This window comes from Paenarthrobacter sp. 10L412 (assembly GCF_056395565.1).
Map to the genome: position 1 here is coordinate 84671 of NZ_JBFTJT010000006.1, position 20828 is coordinate 105498.

Annotated in this window: 15 protein-coding genes; 2 read left to right on the forward strand and 13 right to left on the reverse strand. The window is 61.0% G+C overall.

The window, feature by feature from the left end:
• Positions 1 to 122: 122 nt before the first annotated feature.
• The 6 genes from tuf to rpoB all read right to left on the reverse strand — a co-directional run bounded on the left by tuf (position 123) and on the right by rpoB (position 12441).
• Positions 123 to 1313, reverse strand: a complete 1191-nt coding sequence (gene tuf, locus AC1DD7_RS08470) for an elongation factor Tu (RefSeq protein WP_223933983.1) — start codon at positions 1311 to 1313, stop codon at positions 123 to 125.
• 232 nt (positions 1314 to 1545) lie between these two features.
• A complete protein-coding gene (fusA, locus tag AC1DD7_RS08475; RefSeq protein WP_431115948.1) occupies positions 1546 to 3660 on the reverse strand; it encodes an elongation factor G in 2115 nt (704 codons plus the stop codon).
• A 69-nt stretch (positions 3661 to 3729) separates the two neighbouring features.
• Positions 3730 to 4200 carry a 30S ribosomal protein S7 gene (gene rpsG / locus AC1DD7_RS08480; protein ID WP_003803829.1) on the reverse strand — a complete coding sequence of 157 codons (471 nt, stop codon included), beginning with the start codon at positions 4198 to 4200 and terminating at the stop codon, positions 3730 to 3732.
• A gap of 1 nt (position 4201) precedes the next feature.
• Positions 4202 to 4576 carry a 30S ribosomal protein S12 gene (gene rpsL, locus AC1DD7_RS08485; RefSeq protein ID WP_009358312.1) on the reverse strand — a complete coding sequence of 125 codons (375 nt, stop codon included), beginning with the start codon at positions 4574 to 4576 and terminating at the stop codon, positions 4202 to 4204.
• Positions 4577 to 4930: 354 nt separating this feature from the next.
• Positions 4931 to 8830, reverse strand: coding sequence for a DNA-directed RNA polymerase subunit beta' (locus AC1DD7_RS08490; RefSeq protein WP_431115949.1), 3900 nt, complete (start codon positions 8828 to 8830; stop codon positions 4931 to 4933).
• Between the two features lie 104 nt (positions 8831 to 8934).
• Positions 8935 to 12441, reverse strand: coding sequence for a DNA-directed RNA polymerase subunit beta (rpoB, locus tag AC1DD7_RS08495; protein ID WP_477514591.1), 3507 nt, complete (start codon positions 12439 to 12441; stop codon positions 8935 to 8937).
• A 475-nt stretch (positions 12442 to 12916) separates the two neighbouring features.
• Here rpoB and AC1DD7_RS08500 point away from each other — a divergent pair, with 475 nt between their 5' ends.
• Positions 12917 to 14116: an acetyl-CoA C-acetyltransferase gene (locus AC1DD7_RS08500; protein WP_477514592.1), complete on the forward strand. Its 1200-nt coding sequence runs from the start codon at positions 12917 to 12919 to the stop codon at positions 14114 to 14116.
• Between the two features lie 43 nt (positions 14117 to 14159).
• Positions 14160 to 14627, forward strand: a complete 468-nt coding sequence (locus AC1DD7_RS08505) for an aminoacyl-tRNA deacylase (protein ID WP_477514593.1) — start codon at positions 14160 to 14162, stop codon at positions 14625 to 14627.
• 119 nt (positions 14628 to 14746) lie between these two features.
• Here the strand turns inward: AC1DD7_RS08505 and rplL are convergent, their stop codons facing one another.
• The 7 genes from rplL to nusG all read right to left on the reverse strand — a co-directional run bounded on the left by rplL (position 14747) and on the right by nusG (position 20790).
• Positions 14747 to 15124 carry a 50S ribosomal protein L7/L12 gene (gene rplL, locus AC1DD7_RS08510; protein ID WP_189013656.1) on the reverse strand — a complete coding sequence of 126 codons (378 nt, stop codon included), beginning with the start codon at positions 15122 to 15124 and terminating at the stop codon, positions 14747 to 14749.
• Positions 15125 to 15200: 76 nt separating this feature from the next.
• Entirely contained in the window at positions 15201 to 15791 is a 591-nt protein-coding gene (gene rplJ, locus AC1DD7_RS08515) for a 50S ribosomal protein L10 (RefSeq protein ID WP_477514594.1), read from the reverse strand.
• Between the two features lie 325 nt (positions 15792 to 16116).
• A complete protein-coding gene (locus AC1DD7_RS08520) occupies positions 16117 to 17289 on the reverse strand; it encodes a GNAT family N-acetyltransferase (RefSeq protein WP_477514595.1) in 1173 nt (390 codons plus the stop codon).
• Positions 17268 to 18380, reverse strand: a complete 1113-nt coding sequence (locus AC1DD7_RS08525) for a GNAT family N-acetyltransferase (protein WP_477514596.1) — start codon at positions 18378 to 18380, stop codon at positions 17268 to 17270. The genes AC1DD7_RS08520 and AC1DD7_RS08525 overlap by 22 nt, the downstream gene beginning before the upstream one ends.
• A 122-nt stretch (positions 18381 to 18502) precedes the next feature.
• Positions 18503 to 19210: a 50S ribosomal protein L1 gene (gene rplA, locus AC1DD7_RS08530; RefSeq protein WP_477514597.1), complete on the reverse strand. Its 708-nt coding sequence runs from the start codon at positions 19208 to 19210 to the stop codon at positions 18503 to 18505.
• 148 nt (positions 19211 to 19358) lie between these two features.
• Positions 19359 to 19790, reverse strand: a complete 432-nt coding sequence (rplK, locus tag AC1DD7_RS08535) for a 50S ribosomal protein L11 (RefSeq protein ID WP_166183617.1) — start codon at positions 19788 to 19790, stop codon at positions 19359 to 19361.
• 130 nt (positions 19791 to 19920) lie between these two features.
• The gene (nusG, locus tag AC1DD7_RS08540; protein WP_477514598.1) at positions 19921 to 20790 is read right to left on the reverse strand and encodes a transcription termination/antitermination protein NusG; all 870 of its coding nucleotides are present in this window, start codon (positions 20788 to 20790) and stop codon (positions 19921 to 19923) included.
• Between the last annotated feature and the right edge of the window lie 38 nt (positions 20791 to 20828).

Sequence of the window (20828 nt, forward strand, 5' to 3'; positions counted from 1 at the left end):
CACGGCATTAATCCAATCGATAGATTAATGATAGCAAAGAAGAACCCCACCACATAAGCGATGGGGTTCTTCTTTAGCTCGCTACCGACGATGTCGGAAGTTTGCGGATCTACAAGTAGAAACTACTTGATGATCTTGGTAACACGTCCCGAACCAACGGTGCGGCCGCCTTCGCGGATAGCGAAGCCGAGGCCCTCTTCCATAGCGATCGGCTGGATGAGCTCAACGGTCATCTCAGTGTTGTCGCCAGGCATAACCATTTCCGTGCCTTCCGGCAGGGTGATAACGCCGGTTACGTCCGTGGTACGGAAGTAGAACTGCGGGCGGTAGTTCGAGTAGAACGGGTTGTGACGTCCGCCTTCGTCCTTGGAAAGGATGTAGACGTTGGCCTCGAAGTCGGTGTGCGGGGTGATGGAACCCGGCTTGACGACAACCTGGCCACGCTCGACGTCGTCGCGCTTGAGACCGCGGAGCAGGAGGCCACAGTTCTCGCCGGCCCACGCTTCGTCGAGCTGCTTGTGGAACATCTCGATACCGGTAACCGTGGTCTTCTGGATCGGGCGGATGCCAACGATCTCAACCTCGGAGTTGATGGCGAGGGTTCCACGCTCGGCGCGGCCCGTAACAACGGTGCCACGACCGGTGATGGTGAAGACGTCTTCGATCGGCATCAGGAACGGCTTGTCGCGGTCACGTACGGGGTCCGGAACGGACTCGTCGACAGCTGCCATCAGGTCCTGGACGGACTTGACCCAAACCGGGTCGCCTTCCAGAGCCTTCAGACCGGAAACGCGAACAACCGGAGCTTCATCGCCATCGAAGCCCTGCGAGCTCAGGAGCTCACGAACTTCCATTTCGACGAGGTCGAGGAGTTCTTCGTCATCAACCATGTCCGACTTGTTCAGTGCGACCAGCAGGTAGGGAACACCAACCTGGCGGGCGAGCAGAACGTGCTCACGGGTCTGGGCCATCGGACCATCGGTTGCGGCAACCACGAGGATTGCGCCGTCCATCTGGGCAGCACCGGTGATCATGTTCTTGATGTAGTCAGCGTGACCGGGGGCGTCAACGTGTGCGTAGTGACGCTTCTCGGTCTGGTACTCCACGTGGGAGATGTTGATGGTAATACCGCGCTGGCGCTCTTCCGGAGCAGAGTCGATGGACGCGAAGTCGCGCTGCTCGTTGATGTCCGGGTACTGGTCGTACAGCACCTTGGAAATGGCGGCAGTCAGCGTCGTCTTACCGTGGTCAACGTGACCAATGGTGCCGATGTTGACGTGCGGCTTAGTCCGCTCGAACTTTGCCTTTGCCACAGGTTCCTCCTAGAACGATTTCAAGTGAAGTGCTCCTCGGCCGCGCTTTTCGCGGCAGAAACTTTAGCAAGTCTACTTGGGGGCTTGGTTTTGGTGAAATTGCAGATTCAGGAACCAATACTAGTTCCTAGAGCCTGTTCGCGCAGGGGGCCGGGCCGCGACTTTCGCCGCAGCCCCGCCACTCACGCTGAGATGCCTTCCCGGAACCGGAATTGCATCCGTTACCGGGAGATTACTCGCCGCGGGTTTTCTGGATGATCTCGTCGGCTACAGCCTTCGGGACCTCCGCGTAGCTGTTGAACGTCATGGAGTACACGGCACGACCCTGCGTCTTGGAACGGAGGTCGCCAATGTAACCGAACATGCCGGACAGCGGAACGTGTGCACGGATAACCTTCACACCTGCTGCGTCCTCCATGGACTGCATCTGGCCACGGCGGGCGTTCAGGTCACCAATAACATCACCCATGTATTCCTCAGGTGTGCGGACCTCAACATCCATCAGCGGTTCGAGCAGAACAGGGTTCGCCTTGCGTGCAGCTTCCTTGAAAGCCATACGGCCGGCGATCTTGAACGCCATTTCCGAGGAGTCAACATCGTGGGACGCGCCGTCGATCAGCGTGGCCTTGATGCCAACAACCGGGTAGCCGGCCAGGACGCCGTCGTTCAGTGCATCCTGGATACCAGCGTCAACGGACGGGATGTATTCGCGCGGAACGCGGCCACCGGTGACCTTGTTCTCGAACTCGTACAGCTCGCCGGAAGAGGTGTCCATCGGCTCGATCGCGATCTGGATCTTTGCGAACTGACCCGAACCACCGGTCTGCTTCTTGTGCGTGTAGTCGTGACGCTCTACAGCGCGCTTGATGGTTTCGCGGTAAGCAACCTGCGGCTTGCCAACGTTTGCCTCAACCTTGAATTCGCGGCGCATGCGGTCCACCAGGATGTCCAGGTGGAGCTCGCCCATGCCGGCGATGATGGTCTGGCCCGTGTCTTCGTTGAGGGAGACCTGGAAGGTCGGGTCCTCAGCGGAGAGCTTCTGGATGGCCGTGGAGAGCTTCTCCTGGTCACCCTTGGTGTTGGGCTCGATGGCAACCGAGATCACGGGCTCCGGGAAGCTCATGGACTCGAGGACGATCTGGTTGTTGGCGTCACACAGGGTGTCACCCGTGGTGGTGTCCTTCAGACCGATGGCTGCGTAGATGTGGCCGGCAGTAGCGCCCTCAACGGGCATTTCCTTGTTGGCGTGCATCTGGAACAGCTTGCCGATACGTTCCTTCTTGCCCTTGGTGGAGTTAACCACCTGGGCGCCGGCCTCAACGTGACCGGAGTACACGCGGATGAAGGTCAGCTGACCGAAGAACGGGTGCGCAGCAATCTTGAAGGCGAGGGCCGAGAACGGCTCGTCAGCAGAGGGCTTGCGGGTGAGTTCCTTCTCTTCGTCGCGGGGATCGTGACCGATCATCGGCGGGACGTCGAGCGGGTTCGGCAGGAAGTCGACAACAGCGTCAAGCATGGGCTGTACGCCGCGGTTCTTGAAGGCAGAACCACAGAACACCGGGTAGAGCTCGGAGTTGATGGTCATCTTGCGGATGCCGGCCTTCAGTTCCTCGAGGGTGAGTTCTTCACCTTCGAGGTACTTCTCCATGAGCTCTTCGGAAGCCTCGGCCACAGTCTCTACGAGCTGTGCACGGTACTCCTCAGCCTTGGCCTGGAGGTCCGCCGGAATTGCCTGCACTTCGTAGGAGGCGCCCATGGTGACGTCACCCTTTGCGTCGCCAGGCCAAACCAGGGCACGCATTTCGAGGAGGTCAACAACACCGATGAAGTCGTTCTCAGCGCCGATGGGCAGCTGCATGACCAGCGGCTTGGCACCGAGGCGGGAAATGATGGTGTCTACGGTGAAGTAGAAGTCAGCGCCCAGCTTGTCCATCTTGTTGACGAAGCAGATACGCGGAACGTTGTACTTGTCAGCCTGGCGCCATACAGTCTCGGACTGCGGCTCCACGCCTTCCTTGCCGTCGAACACTGCGACAGCACCGTCGAGGACGCGCAGGGAGCGCTCAACCTCAACCGTGAAGTCAACGTGGCCCGGGGTGTCGATGATGTTGATCTGGTTCTTGTCCCAGAAGCAAGTCACGGCGGCAGACGTGATGGTGATGCCGCGTTCCTTTTCCTGTTCCATCCAGTCGGTCGTCGAGGCGCCGTCGTGCGTCTCGCCGATCTTGTGGTTCACACCCGTGTAGAACAGGATGCGCTCGGTAGTGGTGGTCTTGCCGGCATCGATGTGGGCCATGATGCCGATATTGCGGACCTTGTTAAGGTCGGTAAGCACGTCCTGTGCCACGGGGTCTCCCTTTCGGATGGACTACACGTTCGCCGCCGGCTCGGTTGAGCCGACGGCGCCCGGGAGGATTTACCAGCGGTAGTGTGCGAAGGCCTTGTTGGACTCGGCCATCTTGTGGGTGTCTTCGCGACGCTTGACAGCGGCACCGAGACCGTTCGAGGCATCCAGGATTTCGTTCTGGAGGCGCTCGGTCATGGTCTTCTCGCGGCGGGCCTTGGAGTAGCCCACGAGCCAACGCAGGGCGAGGGCGGTGGAGCGACCCGGCTTGACCTCAACCGGAACCTGGTAGGTGGCGCCACCAACACGGCGTGAACGCACCTCGAGGGAAGGCTTGACGTTGTCCATGGCCTTCTTGAGGGCAGCAACGGGGTCACCGCCGGACTTGGCACGTGCACCTTCGAGGGCACCGTAAACGATGCGCTCTGCGGTGGACTTCTTGCCGTCAACCAGAACCTTGTTGATCAGCTGAGTGACCAACGGGGAGCCGTAAACGGGATCGGAAACTAGCGGCCGCTTCGGGGCCGGACCCTTGCGAGGCATATTACTTCTTCTCCATCTTTGCGCCGTAACGGCTGCGGGCCTGCTTGCGGTTCTTGACACCCTGGGTGTCGAGTGCGCCGCGGACGATCTTGTAGCGGACACCCGGAAGGTCCTTCACACGACCACCACGGACGAGCACGATGGAGTGCTCCTGGAGGTTGTGGCCAACGCCGGGGATGTAAGCGGTAACTTCAACGCCACCGTTGAGGCGCACACGTGCCACCTTACGAAGAGCCGAGTTCGGCTTCTTGGGGGTGGTGGTGTAAACGCGGGTGCAAACACCGCGGCGCATCGGGCTGCCCTTCAGCGCGGGAGCCTTGGTCTTGGAGACCTTAGGCGTGCGGCCCTTGCGGACCAGCTGGTTAATCGTAGGCACTTTCGTGTTCTCCGTTGTTTGATCTCTGCCCCCACACACAGGCGCCAGCCAGTGTAAACGTGGGAACTTTGGCGTTGCTCATGCGGCCGGCCGAAACATCCGGTAGGCGTGCAAAAGTGCGGCATTCGTTGCGCATGTTGCCCGCAACCCGGAAACAGGCTCCACCCAGCACCATGAGAACAAAACCAAAATGATGCTGCGGCGGCCTTCATCCACTGCCACACAGAACAATTACCAAAATTCTAGCACGGCTTGATCTGAGGCCTTAATCGGGTGTATGGCGTTCCATTAACGGGACGGGCCCCGCACTCAAGAGTGCGGGGCCCGTCCTTCAGCCATTAACTACTGCTGGTTTCAGCGGAAGTCATTGCCGAGATCGTAGTCATCCAGCGGGATGGCGTGGAACTCGGGAGCACCGTCGCCGCCCAGGGCGTCATAGGAGAAATCGGTGAAAGCGCTGGGGCCCGTGAACAGGCTTGCCTTTGCTTCCTCGGTCGGCTCAACCGTGACCTCCGTGTAACGGGGCAGGCCCGTACCGGCCGGGATGAGCTTACCGATGATGACGTTCTCCTTGAGGCCGAGCAGAGGATCGCTCTTGCCTTCCATGGCCGCCTGCGTCAGGACGCGGGTGGTCTCCTGGAAGGAAGCGGCCGACAGCCACGACTCGGTTGCCAGGGACGCCTTGGTGATACCCATGAGTTCCGGACGACCCGAAGCCGGGGACTTGCCCTCGGATACGACGCGGCGGTTCTCGTCTTCGAAGCGGGAGCGCTCTGCAAGCTCACCAGGGAGCAGGTCGGAGTCGCCGGATTCGATGACGGTCACGCGGCGCAGCATCTGGCGGACGATAACCTCGACATGCTTGTCGTGGATACCAATACCCTGGCTGCGGTAAACGCCCTGGACCTCGTCCACAAGGAACTTCTGTGCGGCACGGGGACCCATGATGCGCAGAACCTGCTTCGGGTCCACCGGACCGTTGATCAGCTTCTGGCCGACGCTGACGTGCTCGCCATCCTCAATGAGGAGACGGGAACGGCGCAGCACCGGGTAGGCAATCTCTTCGGAACCATCGTCCGGAGTGATGACCAGGCGCATCTGGCGCTCGGACTCTTCGATGGTGATGCGGCCGGCTGCTTCAGCAATCGGCGCAACACCCTTCGGAGTACGCGCTTCGAAGAGCTCCTGGATACGGGGCAGACCCTGGGTGATGTCGTCGCCACCACCAGCAGAAACAGCACCACCGGTGTGGAACGTACGCATGGTCAGCTGGGTACCGGGCTCACCGATGGACTGCGCGGCAATGATGCCCACGGCCTCGCCGATGTCCACGGTCTTGCCCGTTGCCAGCGAACGGCCGTAGCAGAGCGCACAGGTGCCGACCTTGGACTCACAGGTGAGTACGGAGCGGACCTTGACTTCAGTGATACCTGCAGCCAGCAGCTGGTCGATAACGACGTCGCCGCAGTCGGTACCACCGGCAGCCAGGACGTTGCCCTGGGCATCGACGACGTCGACAGCCAGCGTACGTGCGTAGGCACTGTTCTCGACGTTCTCGTCCAAGACGAGCTCACCGTTGGAATCCGGCACGGCGATCGGCGTAAGCAGACCGCGTTCGGTACCGCAGTCCTCTTCACGGACGATGACGTCCTGCGAAACGTCCACCAGACGACGGGTCAGGTAACCCGAGTTGGCGGTACGGAGAGCGGTATCGGCCAGACCCTTACGGGCACCGTGCGTGGCGATGAAGTATTCCAACACCGACAGGCCCTCGCGGTAGGAGGACTTGATCGGGCGAGGGATGATCTCACCCTTCGGGTTGGCCACAAGACCACGGATACCCGCAATCTGGCGAACCTGCATCCAGTTACCACGTGCACCGGAGGACACCATGCGGTTGATGGTGTTCATCGGGGACAGGCTGTCACGCATCGCCTGGGCGATCTCGTTGGTGGCCTTGTTCCAGATCTCGATCAGTTCCTGGCGACGCTCGTCGTCGTCGATCAGGCCCTTGTCGTACTGGCCCTGGATCTTGGCAGCCATGTTCTCGTAACCAGCCAGGATGGCGGGCTTGGAGGTAGGCACCTCGATGTCGGAGATAGCCACGGTGACGCCCGAACGGGTTGCCCAGTAGAAACCGGCATCCTTCAGGTTGTCCAGCGTGGCAGCCGTGACAACCTTCGGGTAGCGCTCGGCGAGGTCGTTGACGATCCGGGACAGTTCGCCCTTGTCGGCAACAGCCTCAACCCAGGGGTAATCCTCGGGCAGCGTCTGGTTGAAGATGACCTGGCCCAGGGAGGTCTGGACGAGTGCCGTCTGACCCGGCTCCCAACCTTCCGGAGCTTCCCAACCGGCGTAAGGCACGAAGTTGTCCAGACGGATCTTGACCTGGGAGTTCAGGTGCAGATCACGGGCGTCGTACGCCATGATGGCTTCCGAAACCGAGGAGAAGATGCGGCCTTCGCCGGCAGAGCCGACGCGCTTGGTGGTCAGGTGGTACAGGCCGATGATCATATCCTGCGAAGGCAGGGTGACCGGGCGGCCATCGGACGGCTTCAGGATGTTGTTCGAGGACAGCATCAGGATGCGGGCTTCGGCCTGGGCTTCCGGGCTCAGCGGCAGGTGCACTGCCATCTGGTCGCCGTCGAAGTCAGCGTTGAAGGCGCCACAAACCAGCGGGTGAAGCTGGATTGCCTTGCCTTCCACAAGCTGCGGTTCGAAGGCCTGGATGCCGAGGCGGTGAAGGGTAGGTGCACGGTTGAGCAGCACCGGGTGTTCGGTGATGATCTCTTCCAGCACGTCCCAAACCTGCGGACGGTAACGCTCGACCATGCGCTTTGCCGACTTGATGTTCTGTGCGTGGTTGAGGTCAACCAGGCGCTTCATCACGAACGGCTTGAAGAGCTCCAAGGCCATCTGCTTGGGCAGACCACACTGGTGCAGCTTCAGCTGCGGGCCAACGACGATGACCGAACGGCCGGAGTAGTCAACACGCTTGCCGAGGAGGTTCTGGCGGAAACGACCCTGCTTGCCCTTGAGCATGTCGCTCAGGGACTTCAGCGGACGGTTGCCCGGACCCGTGACGGGGCGGCCACGACGACCGTTGTCGAAGAGGCTGTCAACAGCTTCCTGAAGCATGCGCTTCTCATTGTTGACGATAATCTCCGGCGCACCGAGGTCAAGCAGTCGCTTGAGTCGGTTGTTGCGGTTGATCACGCGGCGGTAGAGGTCGTTGAGGTCCGAGGTCGCGAAGCGGCCACCGTCCAACTGGACCATCGGGCGCAGTTCCGGCGGGATCACCGGGACGGCGTCCAGAACCATGCCGAGCGGGCTGTTGTTGGTGGTCAGGAATGCGTTGACAACCTTCAGGCGCTTCAGGGCACGCGTCTTGCGCTGGCCCTTGCCGTTCTGGATGGTGTCGCGCAGAGACTCAGCTTCAGCCTGCATGTCAAAGGTCTCAAGACGCTTCTTGATGGCCTCGGCACCCATGGAGCCTTCGAAGTACATGCCGTAGCGGTCACGCAGTTCGCGGTACAGGCCCTCGTCGCCCTCAAGGTCAGCGACCTTGAGGTTCTTGAAGCGGTCCCAGACCTGCTCAAGGCGCTCGATATCGGCGTCGGCACGCTTGCGGACGTTCGCCATCTGGCGGTCTGCGGAGTCGCGGGCCTTCTTCTTGTCGGCAGCCTTGGCGCCTTCACCTTCAAGACGGGCAAGCTCGTCTTCAAGGTCGCGGGCGATCGTGGCGATGTCGCTGTCGCGGTTGTCCACCAGCTGCTTCTTCTCGAGGTCGTGCTCGACCTGGAGGTTCGGCAGTTCAGCGTGGCGGTTTTCCGTGTCAACGCTGGTGATCATGTAGGCAGCGAAGTAGATGACCTTCTCAAGGTCCTTCGGAGCCAGGTCCAAGAGGTAGCCCAAGCGCGAGGGAACGCCCTTGAAGTACCAGATGTGGGTTACGGGCGCAGCCAGTTCGATGTGGCCCATGCGCTCACGACGCACCTTGGCGCGGGTGACTTCAACGCCACAACGCTCACAGATGATGCCCTTGAAGCGGACGCGCTTGTACTTGCCGCAGTAGCATTCCCAGTCGCGGGAAGGACCGAAGATCTTCTCGCAGAAAAGACCGTCCTTCTCAGGCTTGAGGGTGCGGTAGTTGATGGTTTCCGGCTTCTTGACCTCACCGTAAGACCAGCCACGGATGTCTTCCGCGGTGGCGAGGCCGATCTGCATGAGGCCGAAGGAGGATTCGCTGGACATATGGTCCCTGTTCTCTCTTGTTCTCTAAATTCTGAAGTCTTGGTTACGGGAAGAGGGAGCTGTTCCGGTGGACAGTGACGTGATGCTGCCCACCGGAACCGCTACTAAACCTCTTCTACGGAACTGGGCTCTGCACGAGACAGATCGATGCCCAGTTCTTCCGCAGCCGTGAAGACTGCGTCATCAGAGTCACGCATTTCGATCGTGGTTCCGTCGGTGGAAAGAACTTCCACGTTCAGGCACAACGACTGCATTTCCTTGATCAAGACCTTGAAGGACTCGGGAACGCCAGGCTCAGGGATGTTCTCGCCCTTGACGATGGCTTCGTAGACCTTCACACGACCATGGATGTCATCGGACTTGATCGTGAGGAGTTCCTGAAGCGTGTAGGCAGCGCCGTAAGCTTCGAGCGCCCACACTTCCATTTCACCGAAGCGCTGGCCACCGAACTGCGCCTTACCACCCAGCGGCTGCTGCGTGATCATGGAGTACGGGCCGGTGGAACGCGCGTGGATCTTGTCGTCCACCAGGTGGTGGAGCTTCAGGATGTACATGTAACCGACGGAGATCGGGTCCGGGAACGGCTCGCCGGAGCGGCCGTCGAACAGACGGGTCTTGCCGGAGGAATCGATCAGGCGGTCGCCGTCGCGGGTCACGTTGGTGGAGTCAAGCAGGCCCGTGATTTCTTCTTCGCGGGCGCCATCGAACACCGGGGTGGCAACGGTGGTCTGGCCGGTTTCACGGGGCAGGTTGGGCAGGTTCTTGACCCACTCGGGCTCGCCTTCGATCTTCCAACCGGTCTTGGCAACCCAACCGAGGTGGGTTTCCAGGACCTGGCCAACGTTCATACGACCCGGAACACCAAGCGGGTTCAGGACGATGTCCACCGGGGTACCGTCTGCAAGGAAGGGCATGTCCTCGATCGGGAGGATCTTGGAGATAACACCCTTGTTGCCGTGACGGCCGGCGAGCTTGTCGCCGTCGGTGATCTTACGCTTGGCTGCAACGTAGACGCGGACCAGCTGGTTCACGCCCGGGGGCAGTTCGTCGTCGTTGTCGCGGTCGAAGACGCGGACCCCGATGACCGTACCGGACTCGCCGTGGGGAACCTTCAGGGAGGTGTCGCGGACTTCGCGGGACTTCTCACCGAAGATAGCGCGGAGAAGACGCTCTTCCGGAGTCAGTTCGGTTTCACCCTTGGGTGTGACCTTTCCGACCAGGATGTCTCCGGCTTCAACCTCGGCACCAATGTGGATGATGCCGCGCTCGTCCAGGCCTGCAAGGACTTCCTCGGACACGTTGGGGATGTCACGGGTGATTTCCTCGGCACCAAGCTTGGTGTCGCGGGCATCGATCTCGTGCTCCTCGATGTGGATGGAGGAAAGAACGTCCTCAGCAACAATGCGCTGGGACAGGATGATGGCGTCCTCGAAGTTGTGGCCTTCCCATGACATGAATGCCACGAGCAGGTTCTTACCGAGGGCGAGTTCACCCTGGTCCGTTGCAGGACCGTCGGCGATGATGCCGCCGACTTCCAGGCGCTGGCCTTCGTTGACCAGGACACGGTGGTTGTAGCAGTTGCCCTGGTTGGAACGGGCGAACTTGTTGATGCGGTAGTTGGTCTCCGTGCCGTCGTCGTTGATCATGACAACGAGCTCAGCGGAAACCTCGGTGACCACACCTGCCTTCTTCGCGATGACAACGTCACCGGCGTCGACTGCAGCTGCGCGCTCCATGCCGGTGCCCACGAAAGGAGCCTCGGAACGGACCAGCGGCACAGCCTGGCGCTGCATGTTGGCACCCATGAGTGCACGGTTGGCATCGTCATGCTCGAGGAACGGGATCAGGGCGGTTGCCACGGACACCATCTGGCGCGGGGAAACGTCCATGAACTGAACTTCTCCGGCGGGAACCAGAACAGGCTCGCCTCCACCACCACGGGCACGGACAAGGACGGTCTCTTCCGAGAACTTCTTGTCAGCGTCCAGCGGAGCGTTGGCCTGTGCGATCAGGACTTCAGCTTCGTCGTCGGCAGTGAGGTACTGGACCTCATCCGAAACGACACCCTCGGAAACGAGGCGGTAAGGCGTCTCGATGAAGCCGAACGGGTTGATGCGGCCGTAGGAAGCCAGCGAACCGATCAGACCAATGTTCGGGCCTTCAGGAGTTTCGATGGGGCACATACGTCCGTAGTGGGACGGGTGAACGTCTCGAACTTCCATGCCTGCGCGGTCACGGGAAAGACCACCCGGGCCAAGAGCCGACAGGCGGCGCTTGTGGGTCAGACCCGAAAGCGGGTTGTTCTGGTCCATGAACTGCGACAGCTGGGAGGTTCCGAAGAACTCCTTGATGGCAGCGACAACCGGACGGATGTTGATCAGCGTCTGCGGCGTGATGGCCTCGACGTCCTGCGTGGTCATGCGTTCGCGAACAACACGCTCCATGCGGGAAAGGCCGGTGCGGACCTGGTTCTCGATCAATTCGCCAACGGCGCGGATGCGACGGTTGCCGAAGTGGTCGATGTCATCGATCTCGACGCGGAGCTCGTGGTCTTCGCCATCGCGCTTGCCCATGAGGGTCTTCTCGCCGGCGTGCAGCGCAACGAGGAACTTGATCATGGCGACGATGTCTTCGACGTGCAGGACCGAAGCTTCCTTGTCACCAAGGGAGCGGTCGATGCCGAGCTTGCGGTTGATCTTGTAACGGCCAACCTTGGCGAGGTCATAACGCTTGGCATTGAAGTACAGGTTGTCCAGCAGGGACTGGGCAGCCTCGACGGTGGGCGGCTCGCCCGGACGCAGCTTGCGGTAGATGTCCAGAAGCGCGTCTTCGCGGGTTTCGGTGGCGTCCTTCTCCAGCGTTGCACGCATGGAGTCGTACTGGCCGAACTCTTCCAGGATCTGGCCTTCGGTCCAGCCGAGGGCCTTCAGCAGAACGGTGACCGACTGCTTGCGCTTGCGGTCGAGGCGAACGCCGACCTGGTCGCGCTTGTCGATTTCAAGTTCGAACCATGCACCGCGGGACGGGATGATCTTCGCAGTGAAGATGTCCTTGTCACTGGTCTTGTCCGCGGTGCGCTCGAAGTAGGCGCCCGGCGAACGGACCAGCTGGGAGACAACGACACGCTCGGTGCCGTTGACGACGAACGTTCCCTTTTCAGTCATGAGAGGGAAGTCGCCCATGAACACGGTCTGCTGCTTGATTTCGCCCGTGTTGTTGTTCATGAACTCGGCCTTGACATACAGCGGTGCCGAGTAAGTGGCGTCACGGTCTTTGCATTCGGCCATGGTGTACTTCGGATCAGCGAACTCCGGCTCGGAGAAGCTCAGGGACATAGTGCCCTGGAAGTCCTCGATGGGGGAGATCTCTTCGAAGATGTCGGCAAGTCCGGAGGTGGTGGCGACGCTGAGGTCGCCCTCCTCGACAGCCTTCGCTACCCGCGCCTGCCAGCGGTCGTTTCCGACGAGCCAGTCAAAGCTGTCCGTCTGCAGGGCGAGAAGATTCGGAACATCAAGGGGTTCGTGAATCTTTGCGAATGAGAGGCGGCGAGTGGCACCATCGGTGCTTGCCGTGTTAGCGGTTTCGTTATTAGAGGTGCTCGAGGCGACCAAGAGGGATCCTTCCACAGACCTTCAGGCGTTTTCAGATCTCCCCCGTTTGCATGATGCAGAGTGCTCCGCAGCATACTTATTCCGGTTCCGCTATATGACCCGGACCCAGTCTGCACACATGCCGGTGCACGTTGTGAACGGCACGTCAATGTTGCAGCTGAGAGGTAAAGCCCACCGCTATATGAAGGCTGAAGGTTAACAGGGAAGACGCAAATATCTACGATACGGCAAAGTAGCCTTCCTGTCTACCCCAGATTGTCCGTGAATGCAAGCACTGTTGCTGCAGGCACCTATGCAGAGGCACGGACCCGCGTGGCGGACCAGGTTCGCACGGCGCAACAGCTCCCCTGTGAAATCTCCTGCCGTGGAATCTCCTGCTGTGGAATCTACCGACGGATACAAGCGTTGGAAAGGATAGGCTGACGCACGCCGCACGATAGCCTTGGCTACATCACCACGGATCGGAAGAGAGACCATGAACAACTCCGCTGACGACAATGACGTTGTCATCCTTGCTGCTTCCCGTACCCCACAGGGTCGGCTCAATGGGCAGCTGGCCGGATTCACCGCCGTCGACCTTGGCGCGCATGCCATCAGCGCCGCACTGGCGGCCAGCGGCGTAAAAGCCGAACAAGTGGACGCCGTCATCATGGGACAGGTGCTGCAAGCGGGCGCTGGCCAGAACCCCGCCCGGCAGAGCGCCATCGCGGCAGGTGTGGGCTGGAACATCCCTGCCGTCACCATCAATAAGGTTTGCCTCTCCGGCCTCACGGCTGTCATTGATGCCGCCCGGATGATCCGCAGCGGGGACGCCACCGTAGTTGTGGCCGGCGGCCAGGAATCCATGACCCGCGCCCCACATCTGCTTCCCGGCTCCCGGCAGGGTTGGACCTATGGCGCAATCCAGGCGTTGGACGTTGCCGCACATGACGGACTCACGGATGCGTTCGATGGCCAGTCCATGGGCTTGTCCACCGAGACCAAGAACGTGACGCTCGGCATTGACCGCCGTGCGCAGGACGAAGTTGCCGCCGCTTCCCACCAGCGCGCTGCTGCCGCAATCGCTGAGGGAATTTTCGACGTCGAAATCGCTCCCGTGAGCGTGAAGCAGCGCAAGGGTGATCCGGTGACCCTCACCTCGGACGAGGGCGTCCGTCCGAACACCACCCTGGAAACCCTTGCCCCTTTGAAAGCCGCCTTCGCCACGGATGGCACCATTACCGCCGGCAACTCCTCTCCCCTGTCCGACGGCGCCTCCGCACTCGTGCTGACAAGTCGCCGCTTTGCCAAGGACAACGGGCTGGAATACCTTGCGGTCGTGGGCAAGCCAGGCCAGGTGGCCGGCCCGGACAACTCGCTGCACTCCCAGCCGTCCAACGCCATTTCGCAAGCATTGAAGCGGGCTGGATGGACCGCCGAGGACCTGGACTTCATAGAAATTAACGAGGCCTTTGGCTCTGTGGCCGTCCAATCGTTGAAGGACCTGAGCTACCCGCTGGAGAAATGCAACATCCACGGCGGCGCGATCGCCCTCGGCCACCCGATCGGTGCTTCCGGCGCCCGGCTGGCCCTGCACGCGGCCCACGAACTCAAGCGCAGGGGAACCGGCAAGGCTGCCGTGTCCCTCTGTGGCGGCGGCGGCCAGGGCGAAGCTCTCCTGCTGTACCGCGACTAATGGCACGGGACAACTGATGACCCAGGGCGTGGTGGAACCTCACATGAACGGGGCCGAACGGTTCCTGTCCGACGCCGCCGCGCGCGGACTGGAGGTGGACGTCGTCGAGCGTCCTGCTGCCAGAAGCCTCGAGGAGGCGGCAGGCATCCTGGGGATCAGCCCCGGGGACATCGTGAAGTCCCTCGTGGTCAAACATCGCGACGGTAGCTTCCTCTTCGCGCTGATCCCCGGCGATCGGCAGATCTCCTGGCCAAAGCTGCGGGCGTTGGTGGGCGTAAACAAGCTCTCGCTGCCGCACGCCGATGTTGCCTTGGCCGCAACCGGCTACGAGCGCGGGACCATCACGCCGCTGGGAAGTACCACGCCCTGGCCGGTGTATGCGGATGCCACCATCACCGGACGCCGCATCTCCATGGGTGCCGGAGCCCATGGCAGGAGTGCCTTCGTGGACGCCGATCAACTCACGGCTGCACTCGGAGCAATCGTCGCCGACATCAGCGAACCCAACTAGGTAGCAGTTGCGCGCGTTTTGAGCCTTCCAAACGCGCTTAACTGCGACTTACTTGGGTGCATTTAAACGCAGGAAGCCCCGCCCGGCGAACCGGACGGGGCTTCCACAAGCAAGACGAGTTACTTGAGGGTAACCGTTGCGCCAGCTTCTTCGAGCTGAGCCTTTGCCTTCTCTGCGGCTTCCTTGGTGGCGCCTTCGAGAACAGCCTTCGGTGCGCTGTCAACCAGGTCCTTGGCTTCCTTGAGGCCGAGGGAGGTGATGGCGCGAACTTCCTTGATCACTGCGATCTTCTTGTCGCCAGCAGCTTCGAGGACGACGTCGAAGTCGGTCTTCTCTTCAGCAGCTTCAGCAGCACCGCCGGCAGCGGGGCCAGCAACTGCAACAGCAGCAGCCGTAACTTCGAAGGTCTCTTCGAAGAGCTTGACGAACTCGGAGAGCTCGATGATGGTCAGTTCCTTGAAAGCTTCAATGAGCTCTTCGTTGCTGAGCTTCGCCATGGTGGCGTCCTTCCATTAGTCGGTGCAGATCCGGACAATGCCGCTCCATGCACCTGAGTTTGATTGGGGGGAGAACTTAGTTCTCTTCGGTTGCAGCTTCAGCGGCTTCGGCCGGAGCCGCAACCTCTTCAGCAGCAGCCTCGGCGGCCGGAGCTTCGTCAGCGGCCGGTGCAGGTGCGCCGCCCTCTTCTTCAAGCTTGAGGCGCAGGGCATCGATGATGCGTGCGGCAGCGGATGCGGGGGCCTTGAGGACACCAGCAACACGTGCAAGCTGCAGCTCGCGGGACTCCAGCGCTGCCAGTGCGGCAACACCCTCTGCGTCCAATGCCTTGCCTTCGAAGTAACCGGTCTTGATAACCAGCTGCTTGTTGGTCTTGGCAAAGTCCGTCAGGCTCTTGGCAGCAGCAACAGCGTCGCCCTTGATGAAGGCGATTGCAGTGGGGCCGGCAAGCTGATCGCCGAACGCGTCGACACCAGCTTCCTTGGCTGCAATGGCGCTCAGGGTGTTCTTGACGACCGAGAACTTGGTGTCCTGGCCGAGCGCAACACGCAGTTCCTTGAGCTGTGCAACAGTGAGCCCGCGGTATTCGGTCAGGACAGCCGCGTTCGATTCCTTGAAATCGTTGGTGATCTCTGCAACTGCGGAGACCTTGCTAGGCGTTGTCATAACCCTCCTTCCGGGGAATAAAGCCGGTCTTCCGGGTCCCCGCTCACGAGAGCTAAAACTAAAAACGCCCCGCGCAGATGCACGGGGCTTGGCTCAACACAGTTTGCACTGTGGAGACTTGCTTCGTTCACCTGCGTTGGCCGCCCTATGTTCAGGGTCCTTCGTCAAGGAATGCACTTTGTTCTCAGGGGCGTCGCTGCAGAATTGAGCTGCGCTCGAAAGAGTGGATTCCCATCAACCGACGGTCTTTGGTACTTCAAGGTTACGGGAGAGGGATCAGCAAACCAAATCGACGCCGCTGTGCACCGATGGGATGCCTGGCTGGCTACTCCGACGACGTGACCTTCGGTCCCCGATCTGGAAGCTCCTTTTGCCAGAGTCCGGTGACTCCCGCCGTCGTGAATCCCAATTGCTTGTTCACGGTCAGGAGGTACCGGTTTTCCGGTGCGTTCCAGGTGTAAATGACCCGGGCATCGGGAAATTGCTCACTGAGCCTTTCCATGTTGGCCACTTTGATCAGCAGGCCCAGCTTGTTGCCGCGATGTTCCTGCAGGACCAAAGTGTCGTCCTGGAAAACGACGTCCTGACGGTGCGCGAGGACGCTGATCGTGGTGAGGCCGGCCAGCCGCCCGCTCTCAATATGCTCGACGGCGGTAACCACCGTCCGCCGGCCCTGCGCCAATGCGGCGTCTTCAGTTTCGCGCAAAACCGCGGCGTCGAACACCATGCCGGTGACCTCGACAGCGGAGTCCTCTTCCTCGCCGTCCTCACCGTGGACAACCTCACCCGCAGCGTTTTCCAGCTCAGCCACGGCCTCCAACCAAGCCTCAGGGCAGCGATCAGTCCAGTGGTGGAGCCTGTAGCGGCCAGCGTTCGCTTCCTCTGCCTCGGCTTGAAGATCCGCAACCAGTTTGGAATCCAGCGGCAGCACGCAGGAACTGAATTGCTCGATGTGTTGAAGGGTGTAACCGGCCCGCTGGGCAAAGTCCACTTCCCTGCTGCTGACAGGAACGAAGCCCGGGCCGCTGCCGGGAATCAATTGGTCTTCAGGTATCTCTGTGAGCGAGGTTGCCGGGTGGTTCGTGTCCACCAAAACCATCGTGCGGCCCTCTGAACGTGCCAGCTGCTCTGCGGCCTCCAGGAGCTGGCGTCCGACGCCCTGGCTCTGATACTCCGGGAGAATATCCAGGGTGAACTCCGCCAGGTCCATGTTGTCCGCGAGCGGCAGCGCAATGTCCACTGTCCCGACGATGACCCCGTCCACCTTGGCCACCAGGATGATCTGGCGCTCATAAGGGTCAGAGAACTCAAGCAGCTTCTCCAAGGGCGTGTATGCCAGGTCATCGCTCCCCCAGGTCTGCATCCGGACCCGTCGCGCCACTTCCACGGCGTCCAGGAAGTCCCTAGCTTTGGGGCTGTCCAGATTGTCCGGCACCCATAGCTGCTCGACTACAACGGTCTTCGCCTCGTCTACAGTCATCCCAGCCGTTTCTGCCATTCGCCTTCAAAACCGGAAGGCTTGAATCCAAGGGCGATATTTATGGCCAGCATATGCCGGTTTTCATTGGCGTTCCACGTCATGACGCCCGTGGCGTCCGGCCAAAGATCTTCTGCACTCCGAAGATTGGCGATTTTGACCAGCATGCCAAGGCCGTGTCCCCGGTGCCCAGGAGCCACCAGTGTGTCCTCCTGGCTGACGACCGCCGGCAACGCCTCACGGTGGGTCAGGACCGTATAGGCAGCCAACTCCCCGCTCGTGTGGTGCTGGGCAGCAGCTACAACTGGGTCCACACCACTTGCCCGCCACGTGGATTCCTCACGCCGAACCCGCACGGCGTCCCACTCTTCGCCTTCCCATCCCAGACCGGCGATGGGCACCTCCGTGCTCATGAGGCTCTTGAGCCTGGCAAAACTGTCCACGAGTTCGCCCGGGCATTCGTTCATCCAACCAATGACGTTGTACTCCGTTGCCCGGCGCATCGCCTCGACTTCGAGTTCGATCAGGTGCGCCTCATCAACCGGCAGTGTCAAGGTGCTGCTGGTTTCGACCTGTTCCAGGGAATAGCCATGGTGCAAGGCAAAGCGGGTCGATGCCGCGTTCAGTGGTACACCACCCGTCCCCGACTTTGCCTCCAGCAGCGCTTCCCCGGCCAGTACGGGGGCGATCGGCTCCCCACAGTACCCGTCAAGGGAAGTGCGGTTCCGCCCCACTGCCGCTTTCTCAAGGACTTCCAGGATCCTCGTCCCTATCCCGCGCCGACGGAAAGCGGCGTCCACGAGGACGTCCACACCCGCCGTCGTCGTGTTCTCGCTGAGCGGCAGGGTCAGCGATCCGCTGCCCACCACAACGTCGTCCACGCGGGCCAGGTAGACCTGCCGCTCCTCATATTCGTTGCCCTGCCAGAACATGAACGACTCCGCCAATGTGGCCGAATGATCCAGTTTCCCCCACAAGGCAAGCTCATGGGCGATGCGTAACGCATGGAAGGCTTTGAAGTCCGGTGAGGCAGTGGCCTCCGGACCTTGCGGAACGGGAAGCCTCTCGATGGTGAGCCCACCGTTGGCGGAAAAGTTCGACGACGACGCCACGCCCCACAGCCTACGGCCGCCGCAAGTGGCAAACAAGTCGCGGCCAGCCTGCACGAATCCATGAAAAAGGGACCGCCCGGCAAATGCCGGACGGTCCCTCTCAGAGTTAGTACTCGCGAAGCTTATGCGTCGGTGAGAACCTTGGTGACGTTCGGGTCAACGGTGATGCCCGGACCGAACGTGGTGGCAAGAGTAGCCTTCTGGATGTAGCGGCCCTTGGAAGCGGACGGCTTCAGACGAAGGACCTCTTCCAGTGCAGCTGCGTAGTTCTCAGCCAGCTTCTGGGCGTCGAAGGACACCTTGCCGATGATGAAGTGCAGGTTCGAGTGCTTGTCGACGCGGAAGTCGATCTTGCCGCCCTTGATGTCGTTGACAGCCTTGGTGACATCCGGAGTAACCGTACCGGTCTTCGGGTTCGGCATGAGGTTACGCGGGCCGAGGACCTTACCGAGGCGGCCAACCTTGCCCATGAGGTCAGGGGTTGCCACGGCGGCGTCGAAGTCGGTCCAGCCGGCTGCGATCTTTTCGATCAGGTCATCGGAACCAACGAAGTCGGCGCCGGCAGCGATTGCTGCCTCAGCCTTGTCGCCGGTTGCGAAAACGAGGACGCGGGCGGTCTTACCGGTGCCGTGCGGCAGGTTGACGGTGCCACGGACCATCTGGTCGGCCTTACGCGGGTCAACGCCCAGACGGAAAGCGACCTCAACGGTTGCGTCGAACTTGGAAGGGTTGGTGTCCTTCGCGAGGGTGATTGCCTCGAACGGGGCGTAGACCTTGTCTGCCTCGATCTTGGCTACGGCTGCCTCATATGCTTTGCTGCGCTTTGCCATGCTGCTTATTTCTCCTTGTGCAGTTGTGGTCTGCGGACCGCGCTGGGCCCTGCCACAAGTCGTGGATCCGGCAAGGATCCTGCGACATTTTTGATGTTTCAGATGCCGGTTGCCCGGCGGGTGAAGGCCTCAAGGGCCTTCGACGGTTCTAGCCTTCTACCGTGATACCCATGGAACGGGCGGTACCAGCGATGATCTTGGCAGCTGCCGCGATATCGTTGGCGTTCAGGTCTTCCATCTTGGTGGAAGCGATCTCCTCGACCTGTGCCTGGGTCAGCTTGGCAACCTTGACGGTGTGCGGGGTAGCCGAACCCTTGGCAACGCCTGCAGCCTTCTTGATGAGCTCTGCAGCCGGCGGGGTCTTGGTGATGAAGGTGAAGGAACGGTCTTCGTAGACCGTGATTTCAACCGGGATAACGTTTCCGCGCTGGGATTCCGTTGCAGCGTTGTACGCCTTGCAGAATTCCATGATGTTGACACCGTGCTGGCCAAGCGCAGGACCGATCGGCGGAGCCGGGTTAGCGGCACCTGCCTGGATCTGCAGCTTGATGAGGCCGGTGACCTTCTTCTTGGGAGCCAATGTAGGGTCCTTCTCTCAATAGCTTCCTGGGACACAGGAGCGCGTCCCAGGTTGGTGGCCGCCATGGCAAGGCGGCCGGCCGCTTCCAAACCGCAAAGCAGGCGGAACGGGAGCGAAATCTTGGAATCAGCTAGATCTTGGTGACCTGGTTGAATGCGAGCGTAACCGGGGTTTCGCGCTCGAAGATCGAGACCAGGACCACGAGGGTCTGGGACTCGGGCTTGATCTCGGAGATCGTTGCCGGAAGCGTCTCGAACGGACCTTCCTTGACGATGACCGACTCGCCAACCTCGAAGTCGACGGCCACGGGAGCCTGGTTCTGCTTGTTGACCGGCTTGCCCTTCTCGGCCTGCTCTTCTTCGAAGACCGGGGCGAGCATGGAGAAGACCTCATCAAGGCGCAGCGGGACCGGGTTGTGGGCGTTGCCCACGAAGCCAGTGACGCCGGGGGTGTGGCGAACGGCGCCCCAGGAAGCGTCCGTCAGGTCCATGCGGACCAGGACGTAACCGGGAATGCGGACGCGGTTGATCACCTTGCGCTGCGCGTTCTTGATCTCGACGACTTCTTCCATCGGGACCTGGATTTCGAAGATGTAATCTTCCATGTCCAGCGTCTGGATGCGGGTCTCAAGGTTGGCCTTCACACGGTTTTCGTAACCGGCGTAGGAGTGAATGACGTACCAGTCACCCTCCTGGCGGCGCAGCTTGGCCTTGAATTCCTCAGCCGGATCGGCGGGCGCTGCAGCAGCAGCCGCTTCCAGCGAGACATCCGCAGCTTCCTCGTCGGACTCGTCATCAGACGCAGCTTCCTCGTCGGATTCGTCATCAGACTCAGCGTCTACGTCGGACTCGAAATCCTCTTCGGAATCGTCGACGTCGGCAGATTCGGGCGCAGCAGAGTCAGCCTCCGACTCTTCCGCAGCCTCAGCCGCGGCGTCGTCCGTGCTTTCAGCGGGCCCATCCAGCTCAGCCTCGTTTACCTCAAGCTCCTGCTCAGACACTTGGTCTCCTGCTTCCTCATTGCCTAACATGCCTATTT